The following is a 15,257-nucleotide window of genomic DNA, read 5'->3' on the forward strand; positions in this document are numbered from 1 at the left end:
TTTTGTACGGATCTTCAGCGCAGATATCCATTTCGACAAAAAATTATGCATGAAAGGATCTTGTAAATTTTAATTCGCTTGACTTAAAATCAATGCTTGATAGTCATTCATTGACGTATAATCAACTCACGATAGTACTTTTATTGTCGTCTGTAATAACAATAAATGAGAATTCAAGATGATACGGAAGCTGTCTCTGCCAGGCTTCGCTCTGGCTTGTGGAATCCCCTCTGTTCTGGCCTCGGCCATTGCCTTTGCCCAACCCAACATGCCGCCAGCCAATGCTTACCTGGCTGACTCCCCCTATCCAATCACTCACGTGACCAGTGCTCAGCAGGGTGCCGTTGACCTTAAAGGGCCTGTCAGCCAGTCACGTCGACTGGACAACAAAGAGATTCAATACCAGTACATTGGCCCCAACCAGTTGATCGTTACCCTGTCAGGACAATACTCTGATGGACGCAGGGTACTCTGGTCTGCCGGTGCGGATCGAGTGGTCAAACAGGATTATGATTCCTTTGAAATGATCGACTCCTTTATGACACGGGAAGACGAAGGGTGGGACAGCGAATGGGCAGAAGAGCGGGAGAGAAAAGTATCCTCCGGTTTTGAACCCCTGCGTATCATCAATGCTATTCAGGAAATGTATCGCTTTGCCGAGGCCGGCTCCCTTTACCCACTGATTGATAAAGATAACCGCTTCTATCTCGGCAGAGACGATGGAAACATTGTCGTTTATGGTGACAAGGTAGAGGGTGACAAGGTAGAGGGTGACCCGTCATCCGCCATTGAGCAAAAGTACGATTACAAGATTGCCGCACCTGTGACCGGCAGGGTGACTGGAATTAATATGTCCTACGATGGTTACCTGATTGCAGTCACTGATGATGGCTGGGTGGTCGCCATGAGTCGTGACTTTAAAGAGCAGTATCAGGCCAAACTGAATTTCGCTCCGGAACAATCCCAGAATAAAGACGATCCACTCAACGGCTGGGTAAGAAACTCTTTCGCCATGGACGAAAAAGGCATGATGTACGTTGCCAGTACCGAGCATATGCATGCCATTAAATGGACGGGAAAAGGCTGGTCTAAGTCGCCCCAGGACGGAGCCTGGTCTGCACCTTACTCAAATACTAAAGGCCGGGGCACAGGCTCTACACCTTCCCTCATGGGCTTTGGTGACGAAGACAAGCTGGTAGCCATTACCGACGGTGATGACCTGATGAATCTGACGCTTTTCTGGCGAGAAGCGATTCCCAAAGACTGGAAAGGTTTACCAGGAGAAGATCGTCGTGTAGCCGGTAAAATTGCTGCCAATATGGGTAATCCTGACCTGAAGGAAGTTCAGTCTGAGCAATCGGTAGCTGTTTATGGTTACGGTGCAGTCATTGTAAATAATGAGCCCCCTACCCTGCCTTTCTATTTACCGAATATGTTCGCACCGGTCTTTGCCGGACTGCTGGCCAATGAAGATGAATACCGCCCACTGGGCATCCAGAAGTTTGAGTGGAAACCTCAAACCCGAACTCTGGAAGAAGCCTGGGTTAACGTTAATGTCAGCTCACCCAATGCCGTCCCTATCATCTCCGCCCAAAATAATGTTCTCTACACAGGTGGAGCGCGTGATGGTGAATGGACCATGGAAGCCATTGACTGGGAAACCGGCAAGGAGAAATTCCACTGGATTCTTGGCCCTAACAAATACAATACTAACTTTGCCCCTATCGCTATCGATCCCGAAGGTCGTCTGACTTATGACAGCACCTGGGGCCGGGTTCGCCTGAACCCTCAGGGCTAAATCATTCAAACCAGTCAGGAGCCTTTGGGTTCCTGACTCATCACAGGAAGTTGATTGCATGATTCTTGAAGTGGCTGTATTAGATGTTAAGCCCGACCTGGAAACTGACTTTGAACAAGCTTTTGAGAAGGCTCAAACCATCATTGCCAGTATGAAAGGTTATGTCTCCCATCAGCTACAAAAGTGTCTGGAAAAAGACAACCGCTATTTGCTGTTAGTGAACTGGGAAACTCTGGAAGATCATACCGAAGGCTTTCGTGGCTCTGAGGAATACCAGGAATGGAAAGCCTTGCTGCACCACTTTTATGAGCCCTTTCCGGAAGTGGAGCATTATCAGACTGTGATCCGTTCCTGACCCTTTGAAAAAGGCAGTTCCCTTAGCTGGGCTGCCTTATAACCTGATCGTATTTATCTCATCAATTCTCTGGCATATTCTCCGATTCTCTCAACCAGAACAGAGGATATTTCTTCAGGTAATTGCTGTCTGTACAGCAAGACCATACCTTCCATTTTTTGCAGAACTTCTTCCCTGGTGTTCAGTGAGCTGACTGTTCTGCGGATTAAATATCCACAGTATCTTTCAATGGCCTGCATCAGCTGATCCCCCTGATTTTTGTGATCCAGAATCAGCACGGAGATATGGTTCAATAACATAATCCCGTATTCCTCGCTCTCCTGATCCCAATACCAGCCATTGGCTCCTTGATAAAGCTCTGACGCCGCAGCAAACCAATTACGTCTGACCAACTCTTCGCCTATCATAAACAGCAAGGGGTATCGGTTGTGAACAATAGGTAACCATGCCAGTTCACGACCAAACTCCAGGGTACTGCTGGTAAATTTTCCCACCGTGTCTAGCAGAGTTTTTAAAGCTTGCTCCCTCAATTGAGCATGCTGATCCGATAAGGTCAGCATTTCAGCCAGAGCAATAATCCTGTCCCTGCAGTTGTCCAACGATCCTTCGGCCTCACAGGCAACAAAGAAACTCGCAGCATCGGTCTCACTTTTTGATCTGTCCAGATGCTCAAGGAAGACATTGCCCTGCCAGCTTCCCATTTTTCTGATATGTTCTAACAGTCTCTGCAGCAACTCAGACGCATCCAACGCTGATGAATCAGGTTGTTCTGATTCTGAATCGGAATCTTCTCCAGACTGATCAATCCTTTGCTGAAGCACCGTCAAAATAGCCCAGGCTTGTAACACAGGATCATCATCAACCGTATCATCTTCAAGTATGACTTCAGGTGACTGATTCAGCCGATCAATATTCTCCAGTACAGAGAAAGGCAAGTTTTTGAACACAGCCTGGGGATGGACAGTCCAGTATTCGCTGATCATACGAAAACTGTCTTCCGTTCGAACAGCTTTATGTAAACCTCTCAAGCGCTCAATGAAAAACACACTGGTTTTGTCGCCCATTTCAAGGGCCAGTAAAAATGAAGGAAACAGCCTCACTGCCGAGGGTAAAAAGTGGTTATAGAGGATTTCCGGAGTAATTTTATGATGTTTTGCCCAGTAGTCGACCACCCGTAAATAGTGCCCAAGGGGATTATCCAACTCTAAAAGCTGCTCGATGATAGCTGGCAGATTTGCCAACCCGTCTAGACCTTCCAGGTTTCCGGAAAGCTGCTTCAGTGCGAGTTCCCGCAGGTCGATCACGTCTTTCTCATACTTCTTAGACTCAAGTTCCAGCTCCATATACCACTGAGGAGTATAGGGTAAGGCTTCTGGTTGAGGCTCCCAGGGTATCAGTGCTGTTCCCGTTTCAACCTCTGACACGGTTTCAGCCTCATGATCTTTCAGCCATTCCAGTTGCGCCTTCACCTGCTGACCTTTGGCATTTTGAAGAAGTCGCAGTGCCTTTGAGTAGAAATCTCTTTGAACGGGTTCAAGCCCAGCATGCAGGCTACCTCTATAACAGTTCTGGGCAAGCTGTCCGAGCATGGCTGTTTTGTATACTGACCGCCAGCTTTTCTGCCAGCACTGGTTATTCTTCATGACCAGATTCAGCATGTAGGAAGGGAAGTGTTTCATGTCCCAATTGGCCATAATCTGGTACGCCAGAACGCCCAATAAAATATTCTTTTTAGTCAGGCCACTGGCAAACTGTCTTGCTTTATCCGGATTGAACAACATCGGACTGCAACTCAATATATAGGCCAGATACCCCTTACCATGATCCAGATTTTCACCCGAGATCAATAATAAATCATTAGTCAATTGAGTTTGAGCTGAGGGAAAGTCACAACAAAATTTTGTTGCCAGAGGGTTGGTGCAATAATTCATGTACTGCAATTGGGCAGTGGTTTGGGTAACAGGCAGCAGATGACCTTTATGCTCAGCCGCCATGGCTTTGAAAGCCTGCTCATCCGTCATCTGCCCGGCAATGCACTTTAATATAACCCCATTGCCTTTTTTTCCGGCTTTTCCAAGTTTTAATAACCTGGTTTTCGCCTTTGAATCCAGAGACATGCCTAAAGCACTTTGGCAGAGCAAATACATAGGGCTGCTCTGGCTTTGAGCCAATGCCTGAAAAACCAACTTTCTGTCTTCATCTGATCCTGCAGCGGCCCATTGCAACAATAACCTATCCAGTTTAAGGACAGTATCAGATACTGTTTCAGTCCGATCGAGCAACTGAAAATCCACTTCCAGTTGCTCACCATTATGTGCCGCCACTCTCTGGTAGAGCACGGGCACAGCCTGGGGGTCGAACTGGCAGGAATGGCTATTCAGAAACAAAGATAAAGCCTGTCTTCTAGCGCATGGCAGATAGACCGCCGATGACACCAGAGGATACCTGCAGGAAACCCGGTCAGAATCACTTATGCAAAGGAAACACAGATAGTTTGCACCCGCCTCGCCATTGAACGCTGCAGCCTCCAACAGTCGAGTCACCTCTTCAGACCGAAAAGCCTGAGAATGCACCCACACTTTTGGAAGATTGCCACTGATTTGCTGAAAACCTGCCCGGGGCCCCATCAAAGCAGCAAAGAACAGCTTCTCCCGGACTCGCCTGTTTTCAGGTAATGCAAGAAAGTGAGGATCCAGAAACTGTGCTTCCAGTTCGGTTGAATCCCGATGAGACCAGTCAAATCCCATGCCTACGTGCTCAGGACCTTCTAATAATTCAACCTCAGGGGGAAAGGGTAACCAGATAGCAGCTTCCGGTATATGTGGCCATCGACTTTTAATGGCGCTCAGTTGTCTTTTGAGATGAATTGCCTTTGGGTTGTTAAGGGCATAATGAACTACCCCGCAGCAAGCTGCGGGGTATCCTCAGTGCAACTTGAGTGGTCAGTCCATAAACAGACTGATTTGGTTCGGACTTATTTCCTTCCGGTGTAGCTGCTTGTACTCCGCATTGCCTTGGTTTTTGACATAATTTGCAATTACATCTTCATTACCATGCTGGCCGACAGTATTCATAAAATATCCTGAACTCCAGAATGCTCCACCCCATAACTTTTGCTTAACTTCAGGGTTTTTCTTGAAAACTTCACGTGCCGTGATGCTCTTTACTTTCTGAGCGATCGACTTCGGACTCATGGTCGGTACCGACTGTATAAGAAAATGGACATGATCCTTATCAGCACCAATTTCTAAGAAGTAAATTTCATAACGCTCTGAGATAGCCAAGCATACCTCCTTCAACGTCTTGTCTACTTCATCGCTAAAGACCACTCTTCGATACTTTGCTGGACAGACCAAGTGATACATAAGAACAGTGACATTGTGGGATTTGTGGATGAACCTACTTTTAGCCATCCACAAAATGTAGTCACAAGTTCATGCTGCGGCTAATGCCGCAGAAACGCAGCAAGCTGCGGGGAATATGACCCGTAGAGATTCAAGCATTTATCTTCTACCTTGACATATTCCCAGACATTCTCGGCTTTAAATACCTTACTCATTCAATTCTAATAATCTTCGGATATTCTTTAATCATCGGAATTTCAGCCATTTACTTTGTAAATAAAGAAGATTCAATCAAAAAAGGATATAATAATTTAAAAAACAAGGCCTTCTTTAAGTGGCTTTTATTACCTGCATACATCGCCACATATGTCACATCACATTTTGCTTTAATCTTTGTCTGTATACTTCTAGTAGCTTCACCATTCTTAGGTTACAAAATTGGATCTGAGAGCAGCCTAAAACAGAAGGCATTATTCCAAGAGCTCTATGAAAAAACTGCCTGCGATATGAGCAAACTGGCAAAGCCCTATTCCTGTGTTTTCTTGATTGACGGAAACAAGAAAATTTTACATGGGAAGTTAATTGCTAAATCACAAACTCATATAGCTATCTGGGATGGAGAAAAAACAGTAGTCGAACCACTAGGTGACTCCAAAATAGAGATTCGATTTGGCAAGCTGGAAGAGCCAGACAAGTAACTCATTTGATACAACTGCTCTCTTCTTTCATACCCCGTCAGGGCGAAGCTGCCTTCTCAGGAACTTTCTTCCTGTTCTGCACTCCAATATCTATTAGGGATATCGTTTTGCTGAGGGAGCCAGTCAGTGATCAACCATCCATTTCTACAACCCAGCATTTCCAGTGCACATTCAGAGGAAGATGACTCTGTCAGCTGGCTCAGTATTCGACAAGAAGAACACACCTCTTTTTCAAATGCTCCACTACGGCTGGCTGGTCGGCGAGTAAAACTGAATTACACTGCCAGCACGCCGCCTCCAGAACCCAACCTCCCCAGACGCAAAGGCAGAAAATCCAAAAGAAAAGGAAACCGTGTCAACAAGCCCAGAGTGATTCGCCATATTAATGGAGTCACTGAAATAGCTGGCTCTTCCCGCATTCTGGAATGTACCCAATCCCTCTCACACCTTTTTCATCATGATCACCAAATAGTTCGGTTTCCTCTTCATCTGATCAGACCGCAAACAGTAGAAGAGAGCCCAATTCCTGAGCTCGAAGAAGTTACAACTTCCCCACCACGCTCACCTGAAGTCATTTCAGAAAATACCTTTCAGGCACCTGCGGACAGCCCACCTTTTCTTGAGTTGGAAATGTCAGAGAGTCCACATGAAGCACGCCCTATTGAGGCGGATACGGAAACACAGCCAACCCATAACCTGGCACCTGCACCGAATACTTCAGAGCCAGCCCTTGAAACTCCAGCACCAACAACTGTCACACAGACCATCCAAACTCAGCCAAACTCAATTCATATGACCTTTCGAGTAATTAAACCCGTCAGAACGGTTCTACAGACATCTGCTGGAGAAGTGTCAGGACTTCTTGTCCCTCCAGCTTTGATCGGCCGTAAAAAACCGCAAACCAGAGAGCAGCGACTCCAGCTGAACAAAGAAAGGGAAAAGCTTCGCCGCCAGAGAAAAAAGCAGGAACAAACTGTCCTCGAACAGAGTAACCAGCAACGAGCCCTGGAAACAAAACAGCAGGTCTCTTCCCAAATACAAAGAGATATCAACTCAAGCGATATTGTGCAGGTACTCAGAGAGCGCAAGCAGGAAGGAAAGTTAAGTGTCGCATTGACAGAAGAAAACTTTGAGGAGTTTGCCCTTTTCGTACTGGAGTCTTCCTGCGTGTCCCGAAGGTGTGATTTCTCATTCAAAGGCCAGGAGTACGAACAATTAAGACGCAGTATTCAAACTACACTGAGAAGCCGAATTGACCGACAACGCAAAGCCACTTATATAAACGAGCTTAAAAACGCAGCCTCTTCAGCCTCCCAGTCAACAACTTAAAGCTAACCAGCCTACTCGTAAATCAATCGTCCACGCTCACCATAAAGCTCATCAATCAGCTTCAGAGCCTCAGGCTTTTCTTTAGTACTCAGGAACCCAAAGACATTGTCGCCTTCTTCCTGGCTGATATTACTGCCTCTCAGCTCAACTTCTTTTGCCCAATCCAGTGGCGCTCTCCAGCCCGCCTGAGGAACCACTTTGGTGGTACCGCCAGCCCAGGGCCTTCTTGCACGCCACTCGTTTAGCAATGTCTTGTACGACTCAACCAGTACAGGGTAATACTGAGCAATATTATTTTGCTCATTAGGATCAATATTCAGGTTATAGAGTTCATTGGTAATGGTCTGATACTCAAACGTTCTGTCTACCTGTTGAACCAGCTTCATACCGGCAAATGTCACAGAAAAGTGGAAGAAGCCACCAATAGTGTCTTCAGAACCATTGATCAGAGGCTTTGAACGAGCCTTTTTAGTGCCTTCTACCAGGTTGTCCCAGAAGTCTTCACCATCCAGAGGCTTGGTATTCTTCATGGCAATATTTGTAGCATTAGCCAGTGAAGGGAACAGGTCCATGGCACTCAAATATTGATTGCTGACGGTATTCTCAGGCAGTACTCCTGGCCATTTGATGGTCGATACAACACGGATACCACCTTCATACGCGGTACCCTTCTGACCTTTCAATGGGAAGTTGCTGCCACCACCAGTTTCTACACCACCGTTGTCACTGTAGAAAAGCACAATGGTGTTATTTTCAGCACCCTGTCGCTTAATCTCATCCATTACCCAACCCATACCCTGGTCCATAGCATAAACCATGGCAGCGTATGTACGACGGCTCTTGTCTTCGATGTAGTCAAACTTCTTGATCAGAGACTCAGGCGCTTCCAGAGGCGTATGAGGCGCCTTGAAAGGGATATACATAAAGAACGGGCTGTCTTTTTCCCAGTCTTCCTTCAACCAGCGAACCGCATCACTGGCCAGCAAATGTGGCCCGTAATTCACTGCAGGATCGATGGTGGTTACATCGATGGTTTTCCCGTTTCTCTGCAAATCAACCCCCCTCTGAACAGTGTGTTCAAAGAAGTTTACGTTGGTATTCAGATGACCAAAGAAGTAATCAAAGCCACGGTTGTTTGGCGTATGTACTGGAATTGAATGCCCCAAGTGCCACTTACCAAACATAGCTGTCTGATAACCATTCTCCTGGAAAGACTCTGACATGAAGTGCTCGGACATCGGTACCGCTGTCTGTTCCCAGGGATAAATCGTTGAGTATTCAACGCCCATGGTAATAGGATCGCGCCCTGTCAGCATCGCTGCCCTGGTAGGCGTACATTTGGGATTGGTATAAAAGCGATTGAGACGAACCCCGTCTTCAGCAATGGAATCAATATTAGGTGTAGGGTATTCAGAGCCGTGGTAGCCCACATCAGCCCACCCCAGATCGTCGGCAAGAAAAACAACCACATTGGGTGGCTGATCAGCAGGTACAGCCTGAGCACTGGTTGCTCCCAGCCCTATAGCTGCAAGACCTGCTATGGCCAGTTTTATTATTTTCATTTCGAGGCATATGTGTTTAAAAATGGAGTACAGACTCTAATTAAGTTACCCCTGAAAATAGAGTGAACCCGTTCACACTGATCAAAATTAAGGCGTTTTTCTTATACTGTCCGATCGGGAAATAGCTGCAATAAACTGCCTCAGTCCTGCTGACACGCTATCAATTCAAGCAGCCAGGTCTCCCGCTCAATAGATAAACCTTTTTTAGGGCTGTTAGCCATCACAGCTTGATTATGAGCAATGGCTTCGTTGATATTGATCCAGACAGGCTTCATTCCGTTAGCCACTTCGTAGTCTTCGTGTCTGGGCTCTCCCAGCTCAGGATCAACACTGCAGAAAAAACAATAAGACGACATATGCAAGATGTCATGCTCAGGCTTATACCAGGGACGAAACTCTTCATAGATGCCCAGCTCACTGATGACCTGGATATTTCTGGCTCCGGTTTCCTCCTCAAGCTCCCGAACTAACCCTTCCCTGATGTCCTCTCCTTCATCAACACCCCCGCCGGGCAGACTGTAGTCATGATAGCGCTCGGTATACATCAACAGGATATCGTTACCATTCAGAACAATGGCACGTGTAGCTAATCGGTGGAGTGTTGAACCTTCGAGGTTTTCAAGATCGGGGTGGCGAGTCGTTCTGAGAGTCTTCAATGGGCTTTCCTGAGCAACCGGAAGTCACGAAACCCTCTTCGTCACTTCCGGGGTAAAATCATTCACAAGAGTGCGATTCAAATCAGGAGACATTGTACCTGTTATTGTCTTTTTCACGCTTACAAAATCTACGTTCAAACTCAGGGTGCCTTGAGCATTCCACCCAGAGCCTGACAAAATCGCTTGTTCCGACCAAAAACATCACCGCATTGATGAATCACCTTCTGGGTATAAGGGTCTTCTTTGATCGTTTTTTTCACTTCGGGGTCCTGCTGGTAGTTATGCAGGAACTCAAGCAATTCATCTTCTGAAGCAAACTTGTCAAATTCGGGCTGAGTTTCCAGGTAAGTGCAAAGTACCGGATTGAAACGTATTTTGGCATCATAGCTATTAAGCGCTTCAGACATATCATTCAAATGGCTTTCCCTGTCATCAATCATCACCACCTGACTCGGCCTTTTAAATGCCCCTTTCTTAAGCAGCTCAACCAGGGTTTCACCTTTCTTGTTACCATGGCTCACCATGACCACACCATGAATTAGCTTGATGCTTCTGTCTCCCGACAATTTGAACACTTTCTCGGGACCGGTATCAGTGAAGTGAATGCCGGCCCTTTCCAGCTGCATCTGGGTAACATCGGCAATTTTTCGCCCTCTGGCAGTCATACCAATGACTTTGATACCGCGCTCTCGCAAATTATCCAGCACACCAGGCAACTCTTCATCCGTGGGCACAACAGCCACCTTTTTATAGACCTCCACCAGCAGTGGATCTATAGACTCGGCCAACTCTTCCTTAGTCTTATCCGGATGAGCTTTCTGCTCTTTGTCCAGCAAGTAATAGAACATATCCGACCGCCCCAATAACTGCCCCTGGGGACTGGTAATGGTGGTGTCATCCAGATCCAGGATGATCAGAATGTCATCTGGATAAGGATACTGCGCCAACAGCGATTTCAAATACTGTCCGGGTTGGGGGGTTTTGTCCCGGGCGACGATTTCAGCCAGTGAATGGGCAGTCATCAGCATGGTCAGAAGCACTCCTGCGAGCAGCTTATATTTATTCATTGCACAGCCTACAACTTCTACTTGCCAAGCCAGTTCCAGAGCATCTGGACGCTCTGTCAGGGCTACTTTAAAGCTGTAACTATAGACAATGCTTTATATCGGCCATTCTGGAAAGCCCCCAACTTTCAACACTGATTGACCCAGTAAGCACCACAGCAGCAACCACAACTGAATATACAAACGAACTGCACCATAAAGGATGTTAGTGTCAGGTAGAGTCCAGTCCATAACATGTCATCACCGGTCTCTTTTTGATGCTTTGGCCGAGATTGATGACACAATGTAAAAACCTCTTTGTCTTTAACTCCCTGATAACACAAATGTCCTGGCAGACTGACCCAATGACCGCCATGCTGGTCTTTTTGCACTTTATTATTAATCTTTTTCCTGAACTGGCTGATGGCCTGATCGGGATTATCGGATTGGCAATCTGCAACATGAACAGACTTTTCCTGTCCTCCTGACAACCAGTATCCAGTCTGGTTATTCACTGGGGCCATTCCCCACTGTCCAGAGTCCGGCCTGCAAAAGGAGAAAGTCTTGATAGGCTGACCACTTGTGTTTGTAGTTTGGAATTGCTCCAGCTGGAGGGTATTGACCAGCTCCGTCATTTCATCCAGATCAGGCGCTGCGGGAAAGTCCTCAGCCATTGCCAGAACCGGCAGTAAAAACACAAGGAGTGCTCGCAAACGAAAGGCCATTTCACACCTGTTAGCAAGTTAAAGGAGTGAAAGTATAGTTAGCGAATCCGGCCAGACTTGATATTTCGCCAACACTCAAAAGAGCTGAAATCCCCCCTGACTCCGGCGCCTTCATTACGTACAATACGCAATCTGCCAAGAGACGTCGCTTTCTCAAAGTTTCGCAGTCATGACTATAAAACGGTAAAGCCCGGGAGAAGGACAGTGATCAGCAAACTGGACCAACAGGCCACAAAAACTCTGCATCAACATTTTGCAGACCGGCTGGCCAACTCCGGATTTCAGGGGGATATAGAGCTGGGTTATGCCAACCGAACGGTTTTGGCGACCGACAACTCTATCTATCAGGTTTACCCGGAAGGTGTCCTGTACCCTGCAGGCACCCGGGATTTAAGCAAAATCCTGTCCCTGGCTAACGAACCTTCTTTCCAGGCTATTGTGTTATCCCCACGGGGAGGTGGTACCGGCACCAACGGTCAATCGCTGACTTGGGGATTTATGGTGGACACCAGCCGTCATATGAACCAGGTATTGGAGATTAATCCTGAGGAGCGCTGGGCAAGGGTTCAGAGCGGTGCAGTAAAAGACTACCTGAATGAACTGGCAGCAAAGCACGGATTATTCTTCGCTCCGGAACTATCCACCAGCAACCGGGCAACTGTAGGTGGCATGGTTAATACCGACGCCAGTGGCCAGGGTTCCGTTGTCTATGGCAAAACCCGCCATCATGTTCTGGAGCTGACTTCAGTATTGGCGGACGGCACGATTTGGACTTCATCACCGCTGGAAGACCAGGAACTGGACGAACTTTGTCATCGGGATGACCGGGTGGGTGACATTCATAAAGCCGTGAATGAAGCCTATCTTCAGAATAAAGACCGTGTTGAACAGGTCTTTCCTAAACTCAATCGCAATCTGACCGGTTACGATCTGGCCAACATTCGCAGGAAAGACCCAGTCGATCGCGAAGATATTGGCAAGTTCGACCTCAATGCCATTCTCTGCGGCTCCGAAGGCACTCTGGCCATGGTCAGTGAGGTCAAGGTGAACCTTCTGCCTATTCCTGAAACTTCAGCACTGGTTCTGGTTTTCTATTCCAGCTTTCAGGAATCTCTTCGTGATGCACAGTCACTGATGAAAGCGACTCCGAGTTCCGTGGAGACAATAGACTCCAAAGTACTCTCTCTGGCAAAAGCAGACAGTGTCTGGGAAAGCGTCAAAGCCTACTTCCCTGACGACATCCATCTTATTGATGGCATCAACTTTGTTGAATACACAGGTCACTCTGAAGAAGAAATTCAGGAAGGTATATCGCGATTAAAACAAGAGCTGGATAAACCTTCCGAGATCAACCGAGTGGGTCACAGTATCGTACTCGGAACGGCTAACGTTAAAAAGATCTGGAACATGCGCAAGCAGTCCGTTGGCTTGCTGGGTAATATGGAAGGCGACGCACGTCCAATACCTTTCGTGGAAGATGTAGCCGTTCCCCCTGAGAATCTTGCGGCATTCATTGCCCGCTTCAGGGAGCTTCTGGATGGCCACGACCTGTCCTACGGCATGTTTGGTCATGTAGATGCCGGAGTTCTGCACGTTCGCCCAGCCATTGATATGAAAGATGTCCAACAGGAAGTTCTGGTCAGAACCATCAGTGACGAGGTGGCCGCTCTCGCCAAAGAACATGGCGGCGTACTCTGGGGTGAACACGGTAAAGGCGTTCGTTCTGAATATGCACCTGACTTCTTCCAGGACCTTTACCCGGTATTGCAGGACATCAAGGGAGCCTTCGACCCACACAACCAGCTGAACCCCGGAAAGATAGCAACGCCTTCGACTCAGGCCTCAGAAACTCTGCTGAAAATTGATGGCGTTCAAACCCGGGGACAACTGGACAGAACCATTGAAAGACAAGCATTCGAAGCTTTTACCAGCGGTATGTATTGCAACGGCAATGGCGCGTGTTTCAATTACAGCCCTAAAAGCCCCATGTGCCCAACCTGGAAAGCCACTCTGGATAGAACCCAATCCCCCAAGGGACGCTCCGGACTGGTTCGCGAATGGCTGAGATTACAAAGTGCAGCGGGCAATAACATTTCAGAAGAAATGGGCAAAGCTCGTCAGTCAGGTCTTTTTTACAATGCCATGGATAAAACACGTAACACGATTGATAAGTTACGCGGCAAGGAAGACTTCAGCCATGAAGTCTATGAAGCGCTGGATAGCTGTATGAGCTGTAAATCCTGCGCTGGGCAGTGTCCGATTCAGGTCAATGTGCCGGACTTGAGGTCAAGGTACTTTGAGCTTTATCACACACGCTACCTCCGCCCGATTAAGCACCATGCCGCAGCAATGCTTGAGCCCATGCTGCCGAAACTGGCAAAAGCCAAACCGGCTTATAATCTGGTCGCTAATTCGGGCCTGATGAACAAGATTGCAGCAAAGACAGCGGGGCTTCAGGACCTGCCTGCCATCACCAGCACCTCACCACTGGAAGACAGTTGCCGTTCAGGAGCCTCTGTAGCCTCCGAATCATTGCTGAACTCCATGACTGAAGAAGAACTGTCTCGCACCGTTGTTATTGTTCAGGATGCTTTTACCAGTTTCTTCGAAACCCCCTTGCTGACAGACCTTGTTGAATTACTGGTAAGGCTGGGATACCGCCCACTGGTTGCCCCTTACAAACCCAACGGAAAGGTTTTGCATGTATACGGATTCCTGGGACGTTTTGAGAAAGTAGCCAAAACCAACGCTCAAGAGCTCAAGAAACTGGCAGACAAAGGGGTAGCACTGGTGGGTATTGATGCCGCTGTAACCCTCACCTATCGCGATGAGTATGAAGAGGTTATGGGTAAGGAAGCGCCAGAAGTGCAGTTGCTGTCAGAATGGTTTGCCAGTCAGGCAGATACTATCAGAGAGCAAAAGCTGAACCTCTCGGGAGAGTTCAAACTGCTGGGTCATTGTACTGAAACCACCAATGCCCCCGCCGCACCGGCACAATGGCAAAGACTCTTCTCAGCCTGTGGATTGACGCTAACCCATCAACCTACAGGCTGCTGTGGAATGGCGGGCATTTATGGCCATGAAGCACGAAACCAGAAGACCTCCCGAAAGCTATACGATATGAGCTGGAAGCCGGTGGTGGAAAACCCCGAAAATACCGGACAGCTGGTGGCGACAGGTTATTCTTGCCGAAGCCAGGTAAAACGTCTTGGGAATACTGAAATCCCTCACCCGGTTTCAAAACTACTGGCATTAATGAACGGGTAACAACCGGGGCTGCAGGTATCCCCCTGCAGCCCTTCCAGGAACTGCACCAGCGACTACGACTTTTACAGAATCCCACCCTGAATTTATTATACGACAACAAGCATTTATTTATTTCCTATCCTGATCAACCCACACCAACACTTTTTCCTCTTGCCCAGTGGCTACTGGAAAAAGAAATATCAGATATTCTATGCCTCGAATATGGAGTAATCAGTCATTATTATCTTACCTGCTACTACCTTCCAGAAAGGAAAAAGTTCTATTTCAGTGAAAACAACATTACCCACCGTACATCCTCCTTAAACACGATATACCTAAACAGAAGCCAAATAAGAATACTTGCTGCGTTACTGATTAGCTCCAGTACCTTTTTCAAACCAATGCATTAACCCACTTATTAAGCAGACCATCCACAACGATCTTTCTAAGCCTTAAGATTAGGCGCCACTTAATTGTGACCGCAGGTTCTGAAATGAGCTC

General features: G+C 47.4%; 11 protein-coding genes. 5 read left to right on the forward strand and 6 right to left on the reverse strand.

Annotated features, from left to right (window positions below; translation table 11 throughout):
* Positions 1–178 precede the first annotated feature (178 nt).
* Both WG89_RS05890 and WG89_RS05895 read left to right on the forward strand, forming a co-directional pair.
* Positions 179–1,798: a hypothetical protein gene (locus tag WG89_RS05890; RefSeq protein ID WP_062262727.1), complete on the forward strand. Its 1,620-nt coding sequence runs from the start codon at positions 179–181 to the stop codon at positions 1,796–1,798.
* A 58-nt stretch (positions 1,799–1,856) separates the two neighbouring features.
* The gene (locus WG89_RS05895) at positions 1,857–2,153 is read left to right on the forward strand and encodes an antibiotic biosynthesis monooxygenase family protein (RefSeq protein ID WP_062262729.1); all 297 of its coding nucleotides are present in this window, start codon (positions 1,857–1,859) and stop codon (positions 2,151–2,153) included.
* A gap of 53 nt (positions 2,154–2,206) precedes the next feature.
* Here WG89_RS05895 and WG89_RS05900 read toward each other — a convergent pair whose 3' ends face one another.
* Complete coding sequence (locus tag WG89_RS05900; RefSeq protein ID WP_062262731.1) at positions 2,207–4,900, reverse strand: hypothetical protein; 2,694 nt, start codon at positions 4,898–4,900, stop codon at positions 2,207–2,209.
* 195 nt (positions 4,901–5,095) lie between these two features.
* Positions 5,096–5,566 (reverse strand): IS200/IS605 family transposase, encoded by a 471-nt coding sequence (gene tnpA, locus WG89_RS05905; RefSeq protein WP_062261083.1) that lies wholly within the window; start codon positions 5,564–5,566, stop codon positions 5,096–5,098.
* 437 nt (positions 5,567–6,003) lie between these two features.
* Between tnpA and WG89_RS05910 the strand changes: the two genes are divergently transcribed.
* Together WG89_RS05910 and WG89_RS05915 are read left to right on the forward strand one after the other, a co-directional pair.
* Positions 6,004–6,195, forward strand: coding sequence for a hypothetical protein (locus WG89_RS05910; RefSeq protein ID WP_062262734.1), 192 nt, complete (start codon positions 6,004–6,006; stop codon positions 6,193–6,195).
* A 126-nt stretch (positions 6,196–6,321) separates the two neighbouring features.
* Positions 6,322–7,524, forward strand: coding sequence for a hypothetical protein (locus WG89_RS05915; protein ID WP_062262737.1), 1,203 nt, complete (start codon positions 6,322–6,324; stop codon positions 7,522–7,524).
* An 11-nt stretch (positions 7,525–7,535) separates the two neighbouring features.
* Here WG89_RS05915 and WG89_RS05920 read toward each other — a convergent pair whose 3' ends face one another.
* From WG89_RS05920 to WG89_RS05935, 4 genes are all read right to left on the reverse strand, one after another.
* Positions 7,536–9,086, reverse strand: coding sequence for an arylsulfatase B (locus WG89_RS05920; RefSeq protein WP_062262740.1), 1,551 nt, complete (start codon positions 9,084–9,086; stop codon positions 7,536–7,538).
* A gap of 140 nt (positions 9,087–9,226) precedes the next feature.
* The gene (locus WG89_RS05925) at positions 9,227–9,742 is read right to left on the reverse strand and encodes an NUDIX hydrolase (RefSeq protein ID WP_062262743.1); all 516 of its coding nucleotides are present in this window, start codon (positions 9,740–9,742) and stop codon (positions 9,227–9,229) included.
* Between the two features lie 140 nt (positions 9,743–9,882).
* On the reverse strand, positions 9,883–10,809 hold the full coding sequence (locus WG89_RS05930; protein WP_062262746.1) for a DUF2608 domain-containing protein: 927 nt from the start codon (positions 10,807–10,809) through the stop codon (positions 9,883–9,885).
* A gap of 125 nt (positions 10,810–10,934) precedes the next feature.
* A complete protein-coding gene (locus WG89_RS05935) occupies positions 10,935–11,510 on the reverse strand; it encodes a hypothetical protein (RefSeq protein WP_062262749.1) in 576 nt (191 codons plus the stop codon).
* 204 nt (positions 11,511–11,714) lie between these two features.
* Here WG89_RS05935 and ydiJ point away from each other — a divergent pair, with 204 nt between their 5' ends.
* Positions 11,715–14,777, forward strand: coding sequence for a D-2-hydroxyglutarate dehydrogenase YdiJ (gene ydiJ, locus WG89_RS05940; RefSeq protein ID WP_062262752.1), 3,063 nt, complete (start codon positions 11,715–11,717; stop codon positions 14,775–14,777).
* Positions 14,778–15,257 lie beyond the last annotated feature (480 nt).

This window comes from Endozoicomonas arenosclerae (assembly GCF_001562015.1).
Lineage (GTDB): Bacteria > Pseudomonadota > Gammaproteobacteria > Pseudomonadales > Endozoicomonadaceae > Endozoicomonas_A > Endozoicomonas_A arenosclerae.

Excerpts from the sequence above, each read along its gene's own strand:
- WG89_RS05890 (WP_062262727.1), top strand. The coding sequence starts at position 179 with ATGATACGGAAGCTGTCTCTGCCAGGCTTCGCTCTGGCTTGTGGAATC.
- WG89_RS05895 (WP_062262729.1), top strand. The coding sequence starts at position 1,857 with ATGATTCTTGAAGTGGCTGTATTAGATGTTAAGCCCGACCTGGAAACT.
- WG89_RS05900 (WP_062262731.1), bottom strand. The coding sequence starts at position 4,900 with ATGGGATTTGACTGGTCTCATCGGGATTCAACCGAACTGGAAGCACAG.
- tnpA (WP_062261083.1), bottom strand. The coding sequence starts at position 5,566 with ATGGCTAAAAGTAGGTTCATCCACAAATCCCACAATGTCACTGTTCTT.
- WG89_RS05910 (WP_062262734.1), top strand. The coding sequence starts at position 6,004 with ATGAGCAAACTGGCAAAGCCCTATTCCTGTGTTTTCTTGATTGACGGA.
- WG89_RS05920 (WP_062262740.1), bottom strand. The coding sequence starts at position 9,086 with ATGAAAATAATAAAACTGGCCATAGCAGGTCTTGCAGCTATAGGGCTG.
- WG89_RS05930 (WP_062262746.1), bottom strand. The coding sequence starts at position 10,809 with ATGAATAAATATAAGCTGCTCGCAGGAGTGCTTCTGACCATGCTGATG.
- WG89_RS05935 (WP_062262749.1), bottom strand. The coding sequence starts at position 11,510 with ATGGCCTTTCGTTTGCGAGCACTCCTTGTGTTTTTACTGCCGGTTCTG.